Annotated in this window: 15 protein-coding genes and 1 pseudogene; 7 read left to right on the top strand and 9 right to left on the bottom strand. The window is 70.7% G+C overall.

Annotation, left to right across the window (positions count from 1 at the left end; translation table 11 throughout):
- Positions 1–76 precede the first annotated feature (76 nt).
- The 5 genes from ACLFRB_RS00455 to ACLFRB_RS00435 all read left to right on the top strand — a co-directional run bounded on the left by ACLFRB_RS00455 (position 77) and on the right by ACLFRB_RS00435 (position 5912).
- Positions 77–1471, top strand: coding sequence for a SpoVR family protein (locus tag ACLFRB_RS00455; protein WP_411067017.1), 1395 nt, complete (start codon positions 77–79; stop codon positions 1469–1471).
- Between the two features lie 185 nt (positions 1472–1656).
- Positions 1657–2127, top strand: a complete 471-nt coding sequence (locus ACLFRB_RS00450; protein ID WP_411067016.1) for a (2Fe-2S)-binding protein — start codon at positions 1657–1659, stop codon at positions 2125–2127.
- Positions 2127–4295: a molybdopterin cofactor-binding domain-containing protein gene (locus ACLFRB_RS00445; protein ID WP_411067015.1), complete on the top strand. Its 2169-nt coding sequence runs from the start codon at positions 2127–2129 to the stop codon at positions 4293–4295. Before ACLFRB_RS00450 ends, ACLFRB_RS00445 begins: the two co-directional genes overlap by 1 nt.
- A gap of 10 nt (positions 4296–4305) precedes the next feature.
- Positions 4306–5331, top strand: coding sequence for an XdhC family protein (locus tag ACLFRB_RS00440; RefSeq protein ID WP_411067014.1), 1026 nt, complete (start codon positions 4306–4308; stop codon positions 5329–5331).
- Positions 5328–5912, top strand: coding sequence for an NTP transferase domain-containing protein (locus ACLFRB_RS00435; RefSeq protein WP_411067013.1), 585 nt, complete (start codon positions 5328–5330; stop codon positions 5910–5912). The genes ACLFRB_RS00440 and ACLFRB_RS00435 overlap by 4 nt, the downstream gene beginning before the upstream one ends.
- 14 nt (positions 5913–5926) lie before the next feature.
- Here ACLFRB_RS00435 and ACLFRB_RS00430 read toward each other — a convergent pair whose 3' ends face one another.
- Positions 5927–6454 carry a DUF1269 domain-containing protein gene (locus ACLFRB_RS00430; RefSeq protein ID WP_411067012.1) on the bottom strand — a complete coding sequence of 176 codons (528 nt, stop codon included), beginning with the start codon at positions 6452–6454 and terminating at the stop codon, positions 5927–5929.
- Positions 6455–6607: 153 nt separating this feature from the next.
- On the opposite strand from ACLFRB_RS00430, the gene ACLFRB_RS00425 reads away from it, so the two are divergent.
- The gene (locus ACLFRB_RS00425; protein ID WP_411067011.1) at positions 6608–7951 is read left to right on the top strand and encodes a UDP-glucose dehydrogenase family protein; all 1344 of its coding nucleotides are present in this window, start codon (positions 6608–6610) and stop codon (positions 7949–7951) included.
- A gap of 4 nt (positions 7952–7955) precedes the next feature.
- Positions 7956–8963 (top strand): NAD-dependent epimerase, encoded by a 1008-nt coding sequence (locus ACLFRB_RS00420; RefSeq protein WP_411067010.1) that lies wholly within the window; start codon positions 7956–7958, stop codon positions 8961–8963.
- A 90-nt stretch (positions 8964–9053) separates the two neighbouring features.
- On the opposite strand, the gene ACLFRB_RS00415 is transcribed toward ACLFRB_RS00420, so the two are convergent.
- The 8 genes and pseudogenes from ACLFRB_RS00415 to ACLFRB_RS00380 form a co-directional block, all read right to left on the bottom strand.
- Positions 9054–9446, bottom strand: coding sequence for a DUF4389 domain-containing protein (locus tag ACLFRB_RS00415; RefSeq protein WP_411067009.1), 393 nt, complete (start codon positions 9444–9446; stop codon positions 9054–9056).
- On the bottom strand, positions 9443–10816 hold the full coding sequence (locus ACLFRB_RS00410) for a deoxyribodipyrimidine photo-lyase (protein WP_411067008.1): 1374 nt from the start codon (positions 10814–10816) through the stop codon (positions 9443–9445). The genes ACLFRB_RS00415 and ACLFRB_RS00410 overlap by 4 nt, the downstream gene beginning before the upstream one ends.
- 9 nt (positions 10817–10825) lie before the next feature.
- On the bottom strand, positions 10826–11149 hold the full coding sequence (locus ACLFRB_RS00405) for a Rieske (2Fe-2S) protein (protein ID WP_411067007.1): 324 nt from the start codon (positions 11147–11149) through the stop codon (positions 10826–10828).
- A 117-nt stretch (positions 11150–11266) separates the two neighbouring features.
- Positions 11267–11587, bottom strand: coding sequence for a Rieske (2Fe-2S) protein (locus tag ACLFRB_RS00400; RefSeq protein ID WP_411067006.1), 321 nt, complete (start codon positions 11585–11587; stop codon positions 11267–11269).
- Between the two features lie 29 nt (positions 11588–11616).
- Positions 11617–11940, bottom strand: coding sequence for an SUF system Fe-S cluster assembly protein (locus ACLFRB_RS00395; protein ID WP_411067085.1), 324 nt, complete (start codon positions 11938–11940; stop codon positions 11617–11619).
- A gap of 57 nt (positions 11941–11997) precedes the next feature.
- Positions 11998–12192, bottom strand: a pseudogene (locus ACLFRB_RS00390) (gamma-butyrobetaine hydroxylase-like domain-containing protein); the annotation flags it as partial.
- Between the two features lie 103 nt (positions 12193–12295).
- Positions 12296–12754: a Fe-S cluster assembly sulfur transfer protein SufU gene (sufU, locus tag ACLFRB_RS00385; RefSeq protein WP_411067005.1), complete on the bottom strand. Its 459-nt coding sequence runs from the start codon at positions 12752–12754 to the stop codon at positions 12296–12298.
- Between the two features lie 70 nt (positions 12755–12824).
- Positions 12825–14069 (bottom strand): cysteine desulfurase, encoded by a 1245-nt coding sequence (locus tag ACLFRB_RS00380; protein ID WP_411067084.1) that lies wholly within the window; start codon positions 14067–14069, stop codon positions 12825–12827.
- Between the last annotated feature and the right edge of the window lie 11 nt (positions 14070–14080).

Genomic DNA, 14080 nt, shown 5'->3' with positions numbered 1-14080 from the left:
GCACCGCCGGGGCGCCAGGCCCGACACGGGCGGGGACGAGGAGGAAACACACGTGCCATTCGGTCCCAAGAGTCCCATGAGTAACGCGGAACTTGTCGAATACACCCCCAAGCTGGAGGCCCTGGCCCGGGACCAAGGCCTGGACTTCTACCCCGTGGACTTCGAGGTGGTGCCGCCGTCGTTCATGATGGAGGTGGCGGTGTACGGCCTGCCCGTGCGCATGCCCCACTGGTCCTTTGGGGTGCGCTACATCTACCAGTACATCCAGCACCGCATGGGCGGCTCCCGCATCTTCGAGGTGGTGTTCCCGGGCAACCCCAACCGGGCCTACCTGGTGAACAACAACTCCCTGCCCGAGAACACCCTGGTCACCGCCCACGTGCTCGGGCACGCCGATTTCTCCAAGAACAACGAGCTGTTCGCCCGCATGCAGTCCCAGGTGGGCTACCACATCGTGGAGCAGGCGGCCGAGCGCGCCCACCGCATCGACGAGGCCATCGACGAGTACGGCCAGAAGCGGGTGGAGGCGGTGCTCGACGCGGCGCTCGCCCTGGAGCAGAACATCGACATCAACTTCCCCATCAATCGCGCCGGCTTCCCGGACCGCATGGAGCGCCGGCGCGGGGAGGAGCCCAGGCGCAAGGGCGGCTTCCAGGGACGCTTCGGCGGGCTGCCGGGCGAGGAGGGGGAGCTGGACACCGAAGGGGGCGGCGGCTCCGTGCGGGCCCCGATCCCGCCGCGCCCGGAGTACGACCTGCTCTGGTTCATCGCCCACTACGCCCCGGACCTGGAGGGCTGGGAGCAGGACATCTTCCTGTCGGTGCGGGAGGAGTCCTTCTACTTCTACCCGGTGTTCGCCTGCCAGATCATGAACGAGGGCTGGGCCTCCTACTGGCACGCCCGCCTGCTGCGCGAGGCCGACTTCCTGCCGCAACAGCTCTATCTCGACGCCATCAAGGCCCACTCCGACGTGGTGCGCCCCTACGCCGGCGAGAAGTCCGTGTCCCTGTCCGTGAACCCGTACCACCTGGGCTTCCACATGTGGGAGCGCATCATCGCCGAGCACGGCCTGGACACGGCCCTGCAGCTGCGGGCGGAGGAGGACGACTTCAGCTTCGTCCGCAACTGGCTGGACGAGGATCTGGCCGAGGAGCTGCAGCTGTTCTCCTACACCACCCGGCGCGGGCGGGGCGGTGAAGAGCAGTACGTCATCCAGGACCGGGACATCCATGCCCTGCGCGAGGCCATCCTCCATCCCAAGTTCAACTACGGCGCGCCCCGGGTGTACGTCTCGGAGATGGGCACCGACGGCAGGCTCCTGCTGCAGCACGACCACCAGACGGACGGCAAGGGCCTGGACGTGGACCGGGCGCAGAAGGTCCTGGAGTACATCCAGCGCGTCTGGCGGCGGCCCGTGCAGATGGTCACCGTGGACGGCAAGGGCCGGGAGCAGGTCCTGGAGCGGGACTGAGCCCCCGCGATCGCTTCGCCCCAGCGCCCGTCCGCGGCCCGGCCCGTTTAGTCCCGTCCCTCCCTCCGGCCCGCTCCGCCGCCCGTTCCCCCGTTAATCCTTGCACACGCCCGCCGGGATGCTTTACCAAGGAGGAAAGCCCTTCCCGAGTCAGCCCCTATCTGCCCCAACAGGAGCCCCTATCCATGACGGCGGTTTCCCTCAAGGTGAACGGCGAGGCCCGCGAGGTGGACGTCCCCTCCGACACGCCCCTGCTCTGGGTGCTGCGTGACAACCTGGCCCTGACCGGGACCAAATACGGCTGCGGCATCGCCCAGTGCGGGGCCTGCACCGTCCATCTGGACGGCCAGCCGGTGCGGGCCTGTGTGACCCCCGTGAGCGAGGTGGGGAGTCGGGAGGTCACCACCGTGGAAGGGCTGTCCGAGAACCGCGACCATCCCCTGCAGCGCGCCTGGATGGAGGCCAACGTGCCCCAGTGCGGGTTCTGCCAGAGCGGCCAGCTCATGAGCGCGGCGGCGCTTCTGGAGCGCAGCCCCGATCCCTCCGATGCCGAGATCGACGCTGCCATGCAGGGCAACCTCTGCCGCTGCGGCACCTACCAGCGGGTCCGCCGGGCCATCCGTACCGCCGCCAAGAACATGCAGGAGCAGGGCTGATGACCGGGAGCCCCGTGAAGACCTCGCGCCGTTCCTTCCTGAAGGCCAGCGCCGCCGTGGGGGGTGGGCTGGTGCTGGGCTTCCGCCTGCCCACCGGCGGGCGTTACGCCCAGGCCGAGGATGCCACCTCCGGACAGGCAGCCTTCGAGCCCAACGCCTGGGTCCGCATCGGCAGGGACGACCGGGTCACCGTCCTCGTGGACCGCTCGGAGATGGGGCAGGGGGTGATGACCGCCATCCCCATGCTCGTCGCCGAGGACCTGGAGGCGGACTGGGAGCGTATCCATACCGAATTCGCCCCGGCCGACGAGGCCTATACCAACGCCCTGCTGGGGCGCCAGGCCACGGGCGGCAGCACCGCCGTGCGCGCCGCCTGGCGTCCCCTGCGGGAAGCGGGCGCTGCCGCCCGCGAGATGCTGGTGGCCGCGGCCGCCGAGGAATGGGACGTGGACCCCGACTCCCTGGAGGCGGCCAACCAGGTGGTGCGCCACCCGGAGAGCGGGCGAGAGGCCACCTACGGCGACCTGGCCGCCGTAGCGGCCCGCCAGGAGGTCCCCGAGGCGGTCCTCCTCAAGGAGCCCACGGAGTTCCGCCTCCTCGGCAAGCCCCGGGACCGGCTGGACCGCGCCGCCAAGGTGGACGGTTCCGCCACCTTCGGCATGGACGTCCAGCTCCCCGGCTTGCTCACGGCGCAGGTGGTGCGCTGCCCGGTAATCGGCGGACGCCCGGCCCGCGTCCACGGCGAGGCGGCCAAGCGGGTTTCCGGGGTGAAGGACGTCTTCGAGATCGAGGCTGGGGTGGCCGTGGTGGCGGAGGGGTTCTGGGCTGCCCAGAAGGGCCGGGAGGCCCTGCGGGTGGAATGGGACTACGGGGAGCACGCCGGGCTGACCTCGGCCCAGATCGCGCGGCAGTTCCGCGAGGCCGCGGACTCCGGGGAGGCCGCCGCTGTTCGCGAGGACGGGGACATCGAGCAGGCCCTTCAGGAGGGGGCGCAGACCCTGGAGGCCGAGTACGAGGTGCCCTTTCTGGCCCACGTCTGCATGGAGCCCATGAACTGCACGGCACGCATCGCCGACGGCGTCTGCGAGGTGTGGGCGCCCACCCAGGACCAGACCTCCACCCAGGAGGTGGCGGCGGAGATCAGCGGGCTGGACCCGGAGAACGTCCACGTGCACACCACCTTCCTGGGCGGCGGCTTCGGGCGGCGCTCCCACACCGACTTCGTGGCGGACGCGGTGGAGACGGCCAAAAAGGCCGGCGCCCCGGTGAAGGTGGTCTGGACCCGGGAGGACACCACCCGTCACGACCGCTACCGCCCGGCCACCTACAACCGCCTCGCCGCGGCCGTTGACGGCTCGGGGGAGGTCACCGGCTGGCGCCACCGCATCGCCGGGCCCTCCATCATGGCCTACAACGACATGCTCGAGGAGGGCCAGCGGGTGGACTCCTCCTCGGTGGAGGTGGCCAAGGAGGTGCCCTACGCGGTGTCCAGCATCCACGTGGACTACGCCATGTCCAACACGCCGGTGCCGCTGTGGTGGTGGCGCTCCGTGGGCGCCTCCCAGAACGGCTTCATCCGCGAGGCCTTCTTCGACGAGGTGGCCGCCGCGGCGGGGGAGGACCCCTACGAGCTGCGCCGCCGGCTCCTGCAGGACCAGCCCCGGCACCTCGGCGTCCTGGAGCGCGCCGCCGAGCAGGCCGGCTGGGGCGGTGAGCTCCCGGAGGGCCGCGCCCGCGGTATCGCCGTGGTGCACTCCTTCGGCAGCTACTGCGCCGAGGTGGCCGAGGTCTCGGTGGACGACAACCGGGAGGTGCGGGTACACCGCGTGGACGTGGCCATCGACTGCGGCCAGACGGTCAATCCGGAGATCATCACCGAGCAGATGGAGAGCGGGGTGGTCTACGGGCTTTCCGCGGCCCTCCACGAGGCCATCACCGTGGATCGCGGCCAGGTGGAGCAGGCCAACTTCGACAGCTATCCCATCCTCACCATGAACCAGATGCCCGAGGTCCACGTGCACATCGTGGACAGCGACGAGGAACCGGGCGGGGTGGGCGAGCCGGGGACGCCTCCCATCGCCCCCGCGGTGGCCAACGCCGTCTTCGCCGTGACGGGCGAGCCGGTGCGCCGCCTGCCCCTGTCCCGCGCGGGCTTCCGGCCGGCCTGAGGGGGTCCGCATGGGTCCGGGCGAGGCGCCCCGCGGCACGGATCAGGCCGTCATCGAGGCCGCCCTCGGCTGGCTGGCATCCGGACACCGGCTGTTCCTGGTGACGGTGGTCGCCACCTGGGGCTCCTCGCCGCGGCCGCCCGGCTCCCTCCTGGCCCTCCGGGAGGACGGGCGCATGGAGGGCTCGGTCTCGGGCGGCTGCGTGGAGGAGGACCTGCGGGAGCTGGCCCTGGCCGGCTGGCTGCCTGGCGAAGCCCCCGGCGCGTTGCGCTACGGGGTGAGCCGCGAGGAGGCCGCCCGCTTCGGTCTGCCCTGCGGCGGCACGCTGGAGCTGCTGGTGGAGCCCCTGGAGCCGGGCCGTGACGGCGCCCTGGAGGCAGTGCGCGGCGCCCTGGCGGCCGGTGCCCGCATCCGCCGGACCGTGCACCGGGCGACCGGCAAGGTGGAGGTGCACCCGGACCGGGACGGGGAGGCGGCGCTGGTGGCGGGGGCGGAGGAGGTTACCAAGGCCTTCGGCCCGCGCTGGCGTCTGATGGTTATCGGCGCCGGCCAGCTGGCGGGCTATCTCGCCGACATGGCCCTTGCCTTGGATTACGCCGTCACGGTCTGCGATCCCCGCCGGGAGTACGCCGAGGCCTGGAGCGGACCCGGGGTTGCCCTGGACACCCGCATGCCCGACGACGCCGTGGCGGCCTGGCGCCCGGACCCCCACGCCGCGGTGGTGGCCGCCACTCATGATCCCAAGCTGGACGACCTGGCCCTGCTGGAGGCCCTGGCCTCGCCCGCCTTCTATGTGGGCGCCCTGGGCTCGCGGGCCAACAACGATCGGCGGCGGGCCCGGCTGGCGGAGCTGGGCCTGGATCCAGGCGCCGTCGAGCGGCTGCGGGGACCCATGGGCCTGCCCATCGGCAGCCGGACCCCGCCGGAGATCGCCGTCTCCGTCCTGGCGGAGATGACCGCCATCCGAAACGGGCGCGGCGAGCCGGACCGCGCGGCGCCCCCGGTCCCGGCGGGGGAGCGCCTCACTCAGCCATGATTCAGGGGGTCCTGCTGGCTGCCGGCCTCGGGCGCCGTTTCGGCGGTCAGAAGCTGCTGGCCCGCCTGCCGGACGGCCGGCCCGTGGCCCGGGCCGCCGTCGAGGCACTGGCCGCGGGGGCCGACGACGTCCTGGCCGTGGCACGCCCCGGAGAGGAGCGGGTGGCGGAGCTCCTGGCCGGGGCGGGCGCCAGGGTGCTGGTGGCTCCCGAGAGCGAACGGGGCATGGGCGCGAGCCTGGCCGCCGGGGTGCGCGCAACCCCGGAGGTGGACGCCTGGCTGATCGCCCTGGGGGACATGCCGTGGGTGCGCGGGGAAACGGCGGCGGCGGTGGCGGAGCGCCTGCGGGCCGGGGCCTCCCTGGTGCGGCCCGTCCATCGGGGCAGGGCGGGTCATCCGGTGGGCTTCGCCCGGGACCACGGTGCCGCCCTGGCGGCGATGGAGGGGGACCGGGGCGCCCGCGGGGTCCTGGAGGCTCATGCGGGGCGGGTCCGGCGGATCGCAGTGACGGATCCTGGTATCCTGCGCGACGTGGACGCCCCGGCGGATCTGGGGCCCGCAGGCGGAGTCGGGGAGGCCTGATCCCCGGCCCGCCCTCAGGGGAAGGCCGGGATGTGGGGGTCCGTGCCCCGATCGGAGGCTTCGGGGTGGTGCTTCTTGACCCGCTCGCGGATCTCCTCCACGCGGTCCTCGGGGATGTCCACCATGAGCAGCACCCGGCCCGCGTCGAGGTCCTTCTGGAAGGCCTTCAGGCGGGAGTTGGGCACCGAGGTGCCGATCATGCCCGAGGCCCACATGCCCACCAGGGCGCCCACTAGGGCGATGGCCAGCACGAGGCCGCCGCTCTGGGCCCAGCCCGAGGGCTGGATGAAGATGGTGGCCACCCCGGCGATGGCGCCGGTGGCCCCGCCCAGGGCCAGCCCGAGGCCCGCGCCGTGGATGATGTCGCTGCGCTGGAAGACGTCCGCCTGGGGCAGGTCTCCGAGGTCGAGGTCCTCCCGGGCCAGGCAATGGAGATGGCGCTCCTCCACCCGGGCCAGAAGCAGCTCGTTGACTACTTCCCGGGTGATTTGAACGTCGGGAAGGATGAAGTATAGTCGCCGCCTTCGGTGGCTCATGGTCATGGCCGCCTCCTCCCGGGCGCGCGGGAACCGTTTTCCACCCGTTAGCACCGGGTGGATGGGGGGTCAAGGGGGGCGGCGCGGCGCTACGCGTTTTCCTGGACGGGCCGGGGGCTCGTCCCGGAGGAATCCGAGGCAAGCAACGCGGGGGTTGGAATGAAGGTTTCCGTGGTCGGCACGGGCTATGTGGGTCTGGTGACGGGGGCGTGCCTGGCCGAGGCCGGCAACGACGTGGTGTGCATGGACGTGGACGCGGACAAGATCGCGGCGCTGGAGCGCGGCGAGGTGCCCATCTACGAGCCGGGGCTGGAGCCCCTGGTGGCCGAGAACGTGGCGGCGGGGCGGCTGCGCTTCACCACGGACATGGACGCCTGCGTGGACCACGGCCTGTTCCAGTTCATCGCCGTGGGCACGCCGCCCGACGAGGACGGCTCGGCGGACCTGCGCTACGTGCTCGACGTGGCCCGGGGCATCGGCGCCCGCATGGACGACTACCGCGTGATCATCGACAAATCCACCGTGCCGGTGGGCACCGCCGACAAGGTGCGCTCGGCGGTGGGCGAGGAGCTGGCGGCGCGGGGCCAGGACATCGAATACGACGTCGTCTCCAACCCCGAATTCCTCAAGGAAGGCGCGGCGGTGGAGGACTTCATGAAGCCCGACCGCATCATCCTCGGCTGCGACAACGTGCGCACCGGGGCCCTGCTGCGCGAGCTCTACGCCCCCTTCAACCGCAACCACGAGCGCGTGATCACCATGGACGTGCGCTCCGCGGAGATGACCAAGTACGCCGCCAACGCCATGCTCGCCACCAAGATCAGCTTCATGAACGAGGTGGCCAACCTCTGCGAGCGGGTGGGCGCCGACGTCGAGATGGTGCGCCAGGGCATCGGCAGCGACCCCCGCATCGGCTTCTCCTTCATCTACCCCGGCGCCGGCTTCGGCGGTTCCTGCTTCCCCAAGGACGTGGCCGCTTTGGAGCGCACCGCCCGCGAGCACGGCTACACCGCGCGCATGCTGCAGGCCGTGGAGGCGGTGAACGACGAGCAGAAGACCGTCCTCGAGCGCAAGATCGTGGCGCGCTACGGCGAGGACCTCACCGGCAAGACCTTCGCCCTGTGGGGCCTGGCCTTCAAGCCCAACACCGACGACATGCGGGAGGCGCCCGCGCGCCGGCTCATGGAAGGGCTGTGGGCCCGCGGCGCCACCGTGCGGGCGCATGACCCCGAGGCCATGGACGAATGCCGGCGCATCTACGGCGAGCGGGCCGACCTCACCCTCGTGGACGACCGCTACGCCGCCCTGGAGGGCGCCGACGCCCTGGTGCTGGTCACCGAGTGGAAGCCCTTCCGCAGCCCCGACTTCGACCACATCGCCGCCACCCTGAGGGACCCGGTGATCTTCGACGGCCGCAACATCTACGACCCCGCCGTCCTGGCCCCCCACGGCCTCACCCACGTGGCCATCGGCCGGCCCCAGACCACCCCGGGCGAGGGCTAGGCCCATGCGCTTCCTGGTCACCGGGACCGCCGGCTTCATCGGCAACTTCGTCGCCGAGCGCCTGCTCGACCGCGGCGACGAGGTGGTGGGGCTGGACAACGTCAACGCCTACTACGACGTGCGCCTCAAGGAGGACCGGCTGGCGCGCATCAGCGGCCGGCCCGGCTTCACCGAGGCCCGCGTTTCCCTGGAGGACCGCGAGGCGGTGGCCGAGGTGTTCGCCGCGCACCGACCGGACCGGGTGATCCACCTAGCGGCGCAGGCCGGGGTGCGCTACAGCCTGGAGAACCCCCACGCCTACGCCGACAGCAACCTCACCGGCTTCCTCAACATCCTGGAGGGCTGCCGCCACCACGACGTCGAGCACCTGGTGTTCGCCTCCAGCAGCTCGGTGTACGGCGCCAACACCACCATGCCCTTCTCGGTGCACCACAACGTGGACCATCCGGTGTCGCTGTACGCGGCCACCAAGAAGGCCAACGAGCTGATGGCCCACACCTACTGCCACCTCTACGGCACCCCCATGACCGGCCTGCGCTTCTTCACCGTCTACGGCCCCTGGGGGCGCCCGGACATGGCGCTGTTCAAGTTCACCAAGGCCATCACCGAGGGCCAGCCCATCGACGTCTACAACCACGGCGCCATGCAGCGCGACTTCACCTACATCGACGACATCGTCGAGGGGGTGGTGCGCACCGCCGACGCGGTCCCCGAGCCCAACCCGGACTGGTCCGGCGACGCCCCGGATCCCGGCAGCTCCTACGTCCCCTACCGGGTCTACAACATCGGCAACCACAGCCCCGTCAAGCTGATGGACTTCATCGCCACCCTCGAGGAGGCCCTGGGCATGGAGGCGAAGAAGAACTACCTGCCCATGCAGCCCGGCGACGTGCCGGCCACCTACGCCGACGTGGCCGACCTGCAGGAGGCGGTGGGCTTTTCGCCGGATACGCCCCTGAAGACGGGTATCGAACGGTTCGTGGCCTGGTACCGGGAATATTACGGCGCCTGACCGGAAAGACCACGCCAGGGGCGGGTTGACCCACCAAAAAGCCCCGGCTCGGCGAGCCGGGGCTTTTCCGTTCCGGGGGGTAGCCGAAGGTCAGCGCACCCCGGCTTCGTTGGGCTCCCCGCCTCCCGCGTCGCCCTCGTCCCTGACCTTCCCCTTGCTCTCCTCGGATGCCTCCTCCCCGTGGTTTCCGCTGATGGGCTGGGGGTCCCCACCGTCCGGCCAGGGCGCGAAAGGGAAGGGCCGGTCTTCGCTGGCGTAGGTCAGGAAGGCCGCGATCTCCTGCAGATAGGCGCCCAGGTGCGCCCCGAAGGCGCGGAGCCTCGTGTTGGGCTCTCCGGCGAGCAGGTGGGCGGCGAACTGGAACAACGCCACCGCCGCCAGCACCAGCTCGGCGAGGTTGAAGATCAGGGCGAACAGCAGCATGTACAGGCCGCGGATCCAGGTGGCTCCGCGGGATACGTTCTCGCGCACTTCCGGGCTCATGGCGTCTCCGGCTCGCTGTTGTCCCATACCCGCCGGACATAGTCTTCGATGGGGAACTTGCGGCGCAGCCCGCGGGCGTTCATGTAGCGTACCTTGCCGAAGACCGGCCGCTCCGGCCACCCCCGGTCGTGCAGGCCGAAGCACCAGGCCACGTTGGCGAAGGCGTTCGGGTCCCGCCCGTCCAGGAAGTACCGGTTGTTCAGCGCCAGGAGGGTCGCAAAGGCGGTCTGGGGGTCGGCCGTCCATTCCAGCACCTTCTTGCCCCAGTACATCCGCATATAGTTGGGCATGAAGCCCCGGGTGCGCAGGTCGGTCATGGCGGCGTTCCAGTATGGGTCGGCCGTCTCCGCCGCCTCCAAAGTCTCCCGGGAATAGCAGGGGTCGCGCGGGTCGTCGGCATGCTCGGCCAGGGTGCGGCGGGCCCAGTCGGGAAGGCCGGTGTAGGCGTCGTAGTCGGGACGGTACCAGACGTGGTTGCAGGCCAGCTCGCGCCGGACGATGAGCTGCTCCAGGAAGGCTTCGCGGTCCTCCGCGGGGGCATCGGCCCCCTGGACGGCCCGCGCTACCTCTCGGACGCCGATCTGGCCGAAATGGAGGTAGGGGGACAGGTGGGAGGTGGCCTCCGCCACCGGGTCGCTGCTGCGGCGGGCGTAGCCCGGGAGTCGCTCCCGGAGGAAGCGGTCCAGGCGGTGGTGCGCCTCGCGGCACCCCCCCTGGAAGGCGGAGACCGGCGCAACCGAGCGGTCCAGGGGCAGGTCGCGGAGGATGGTCTCGCCGTCCTCCGGGTTGAAGTCGCCCCGGAGCCCAAGGGGGCGGGCGGAGACGTTGGGTTCCTCGGCCGGCGGTTCCGCCAGGAACTCCTCCCGCCGGCGCGCGATCCTGGGGCGCAGGGTTCGGGCCGCCGTCTCCGCCTTCGGGGAGGCGATCTCCACCGGGACCACAACCTCCGTTTCCACCTCCACCACCGGGCAGGGGGCGCGGTCGGCCACCTCCCGGCGCCACTGCCGCTGGTGGCGCAGGTAGCCCCGGTCGCAGACCAAGAGGGCGGCCCCTTCCGCCAGCCGGAGGGCGGCCTGGGGCGGGGCGTCGTGTGAGGGAAGGAAAGCGATGCCCCGTCGGCGGAGGTGGGCGCCCACCTCCGCCAGCCCCTGCACCATGAAGGCGTAGTGGCGCAGGTTGGCCTCGGGGTAGTCCGCGGTCAGGCCGAAGGCGACCACCACCGGCAGGCAGAGCTCATTGGCGCGGTGGACGGCCAGATCGAGGGCCGGGTTGTCGGAGGCGCGCTGGGCCTGCTGCATCCAGTAGAGGACGTAGCGGCCGGGGCGTGGTGGGCCCGGACGGAGGTCTTGGATGCGGTCCGGGGCCACCATGGGCGGGGGTCAGTCGTCGGGATCGGGGCGTACGTAGACGAGGCCGTCCGCCACCTGGACCGGATAGGTCTCCAGGGTCTCGAAGGCCGGCGGGGTCAGGGCCTCGCCGGTGCGCACGTCGAAGCGGGCGCCGTGGGCGGGGCATTCCAGCTCGCCCTCGGGGTCGAGCTCGCCCTCGTGGAGCTCGGCATCCATATGGGTGCAGAGGTTGGTCAGGGCGTAGAGCTCCCCGCCCAGGTTCACCACCGCCATGGGGACATCATCGGCCTCCACCCGGGCCACCGAGCCAGGGGGGATGTCCTCGATCCGGCCCACCTGCCACCAGTCGCTCATGGCTATACCTTTTGAAAAGAAAGGCCTTTCCCCGGAGAAAAAGGCCTTAGGTTCGGTCCGGGGACGGGCTCAGCTCCGGCGGCATCCGCTCCGCGCCCCCTCGGACCCACCAGTTTCCTAGTCCCAACGATCATCGGCGACGTAGACCTTGCCGTCCTCCACCTGAACGGGGAAGGTGTCCACCGGCTCGTAGGCCGGCGGGGTCAGGGCCTCGCCGGAGGCAACGTCGAACTTGGCCCCGTGCCGCGGGCAGACGATGCGGCAGTCCTCCATCTCGCCGCCGGTGAGCTGCCCGTAGTCGTGCGTGCAGACGTCCTCGATGGCGTAGTAGGTGCCGCCGCAGTTGAACACGGCGATCTGCACGTCGTCCACGTCCACCGAGGTGTAGGACCCCGGCGGCAGGTCCTCGGTGGTGCCCACCTCGACCCAGTCGGCCATGCGGGTTCTCCTTCCTGGTTGCGGGGCGGTTACCAGATGCCAAGGGCCAGCTTCACGTCCTCGGACATGTGGTCCTTGGTCCACGGCGGGTCCCAGACCAGCTCCACCTCGGCGTCCACCACTCCGGGCACCGACTTCACGGCCGCCTCCACCTTGCCGGGGAAGGTGGCCGCCTCGGGGCAGCCCGGCGTGGTGAGGGTCATCTTCACGTCCACCTTGTGGTTGGGGTGGATGTCGAGGTTGTAGATGAGGCCGAGGTCGTAGATGTTCACCGGGATCTCGGGGTCGTAGACCTGGCGCAGGGCCTCGACGATCTTGTCTTCCTCGATCTCCGGAAGCTCGGAGAGGTCCACCTCCTCGTCGTCGCCGGCGTTGGCCTCGTCCGTGGGGTCGATATTGCGCAGGGCCTCCCAGGTGTAGGTGGCCGACTCGCCAGTGTCGAAGGTCATCTGGATGGCGTAGTGGCCCACGGGCTGGAAGTCCGTGACATCGATCCCCTCGGCATCGGCCCGGTCGGGCAGGGAGGGGGCGTTCTCCCGCAGGAAGCTGTATGGGAAATCGGAGATGTGCCCGTCGCCCCACTCGATCTCCAAGCGCTTGGACATGGTGTGGGGGCGGATCTCCTGGGGCTGTTCACGCGGTTCACTCATCGGGCTCGCTCCTCAGGCAGGCGTTGGGCCCGCTGCCGGGACCACCGGCGCGGGGGCGTTACTCGGTGGTAACGCTGGCGCCCTCCTCGTCGTGCTCGAGGGCGGCGTGTACGGTGTGCCAGGCCAAGGTGGCGCACTTCACTCGGGAGGGGAAATCGCGCACCCCGGTGAGCACGGCCAGCTTGCCGAGCTCGGGCACGTCCTCGGCCTCGCGCTCCTTGGTGCAGACGTCGTGGAAGGCCTGGAAGAGCTCGTCGGCCTCCTGCTTGGACTTGCCCTTGAGGATCTGGGTCATCAGGGAGGCGGAGGCCACCGAGATGGCGCACCCGGAGCCCTCGAACTTCACGTCCTGGACCACGTCGTTGTCGTCCACCATCAGGTAGACCGTGAGCTGGTCCCCGCACAGGGGGTTGTGGCCCACGGCGTGGCGGTTGTGGTCGGCCAGGACCCCGAAGTTGCGGGGGTTCTTGTTGTGCTCGAAGATCACTTCCTGGTAGAGGTCGCGAACGTCCGCCATGGGACTCTAGCTCCTTCCGGAACGGCTGTGCCGCGGGTGGTTGAGTGGTGCTTCCCGCATCCGGGCTTCCTCAGCCGAGGATCTCCCGCACCTCGTGGAGGCCCCGGATGAAGGCGTCCACGTCGGCCCGGGTGTTGTACAGGCCGAAGGAGGCCCGGGTGGTGGCCGGCACCTGGAAGCGGTCCATCACCGGCTGGGCGCAGTGGTGCCCCGTGCGCACGGCGATGCCCTGGTTGTCCAGGATGGTGCCGATGTCGTGGGGGTGGATGCCCTCCATGACGAAGGACAGGATCCCCGCTTTCTCGGCGGCGGTGCCGATCAGGCGCACGCCGGGCACCTCCTGGATGGCCTCGGTGGCATAGGCCAGCAGGTCGCGCTCGTGGGCGAATATGGCATCCAGGCCGATGCCGGCGACGTAGTCCATAGCCGCGTGCAAGCCCACCGGGCCGGCGATGTTCGGGGTGCCGGCCTCGAACTTCTGGGGCACCTTGGCGTAGGTGGTGTGCTCGAAGGTCACCCGCTGGATCATCTCGCCGCCGCCTTGGTAGGGGGGCATGGCCTCCAGCAGCTCGTGGCGGCCCCAGAGCACGCCGATGCCGCTCGGGCCGTAGAGCTTGTGGCCGGAGAAGGCGTAGAAGTCGCAGCCCAGCTCGCCCACGTCCACCGGCACGCGCGGCGCCGCCTGGCAGCCGTCCACCAGCACCACCGCCCCCTGGGCGTGGGCCTTGTCCACGATCTCCTTGACGGGGTTGATGGTTCCCAGCGCGTTGGAGACGTGGCCCACCCCCACCAGCTTGGTGCGCTCGCCGAGCAGTTCGTCGAAGCGGTCCATCATCAGCTCGCCGTCGTCGCTGATGGGGACCACCCGGATCACGGCGCCGGTCTGCTCGGCTATCAGCTGCCAGGGGACGATGTTGGAGTGGTGCTCCATCTCGGTGAGCAGGATCTCGTCGCCCGCCTGGAGGTTGGCTCGCCCGTAGCTGGCGGCCACTAGGTTGATCGCCTCGGTGGCGCCCCGGACGAAAACGATCTCGCGGGGATCGGCCGCGCCGATGAACTGCGCCACCCGCGAGCGCGCCCCCTCGTAGGCCTCGGTGGCCCGCTCGGAGAGCAGGTGGGCGCCGCGGTGGACGTTGGAATAGCTGGTCTCGTAGAACCGGCTGATGGCGTCGATCACCGCGCGGGGCTTCTGGCTGGTGGCGGCGCTGTCCAGGTAGACCAGCGGCTTGCCGTGCGCTTCCTGCTGGAGGCACGGGAAGTCCTGCCGGTAGCGATCGGCGTCGGCGTCGGTCACCTGCTCCGCCTGGCTGCGCATCTCTTCCACGG

It is taken from the genome of Thiohalorhabdus sp., assembly GCF_046545655.1.
Taxonomy (GTDB): domain Bacteria; phylum Pseudomonadota; class Gammaproteobacteria; order Thiohalorhabdales; family Thiohalorhabdaceae; genus Thiohalorhabdus.
The sequence above is the reverse complement of the archived record's forward strand: the minus strand, read 5'-3'. Positions and strand labels throughout refer to the sequence as shown.

Coding starts and splice junctions, on each gene's coding strand:
- ACLFRB_RS00440 (WP_411067014.1), top strand. CDS start 4,306: ATGGGTCCGGGCGAGGCGCCCCGCGGCACGGATCAGGCCGTCATCGAG.
- ACLFRB_RS00415 (WP_411067009.1), bottom strand. CDS start 9,446: ATGAGCCCGGAAGTGCGCGAGAACGTATCCCGCGGAGCCACCTGGATC.
- ACLFRB_RS00405 (WP_411067007.1), bottom strand. CDS start 11,149: ATGAGCGACTGGTGGCAGGTGGGCCGGATCGAGGACATCCCCCCTGGC.
- sufU (WP_411067005.1), bottom strand. CDS start 12,754: ATGGCGGACGTTCGCGACCTCTACCAGGAAGTGATCTTCGAGCACAAC.
- ACLFRB_RS00450 (WP_411067016.1), top strand. CDS start 1,657: ATGACGGCGGTTTCCCTCAAGGTGAACGGCGAGGCCCGCGAGGTGGAC.
- ACLFRB_RS00445 (WP_411067015.1), top strand. CDS start 2,127: ATGACCGGGAGCCCCGTGAAGACCTCGCGCCGTTCCTTCCTGAAGGCC.
- ACLFRB_RS00400 (WP_411067006.1), bottom strand. CDS start 11,587: ATGGCCGACTGGGTCGAGGTGGGCACCACCGAGGACCTGCCGCCGGGG.
- ACLFRB_RS00420 (WP_411067010.1), top strand. CDS start 7,956: ATGCGCTTCCTGGTCACCGGGACCGCCGGCTTCATCGGCAACTTCGTC.
- ACLFRB_RS00455 (WP_411067017.1), top strand. CDS start 77: ATGAGTAACGCGGAACTTGTCGAATACACCCCCAAGCTGGAGGCCCTG.
- ACLFRB_RS00435 (WP_411067013.1), top strand. CDS start 5,328: ATGATTCAGGGGGTCCTGCTGGCTGCCGGCCTCGGGCGCCGTTTCGGC.
- ACLFRB_RS00410 (WP_411067008.1), bottom strand. CDS start 10,816: ATGGTGGCCCCGGACCGCATCCAAGACCTCCGTCCGGGCCCACCACGC.
- ACLFRB_RS00430 (WP_411067012.1), bottom strand. CDS start 6,454: ATGACCATGAGCCACCGAAGGCGGCGACTATACTTCATCCTTCCCGAC.
- ACLFRB_RS00380 (WP_411067084.1), bottom strand. CDS start 14,069: ATGCGCAGCCAGGCGGAGCAGGTGACCGACGCCGACGCCGATCGCTAC.
- ACLFRB_RS00425 (WP_411067011.1), top strand. CDS start 6,608: ATGAAGGTTTCCGTGGTCGGCACGGGCTATGTGGGTCTGGTGACGGGG.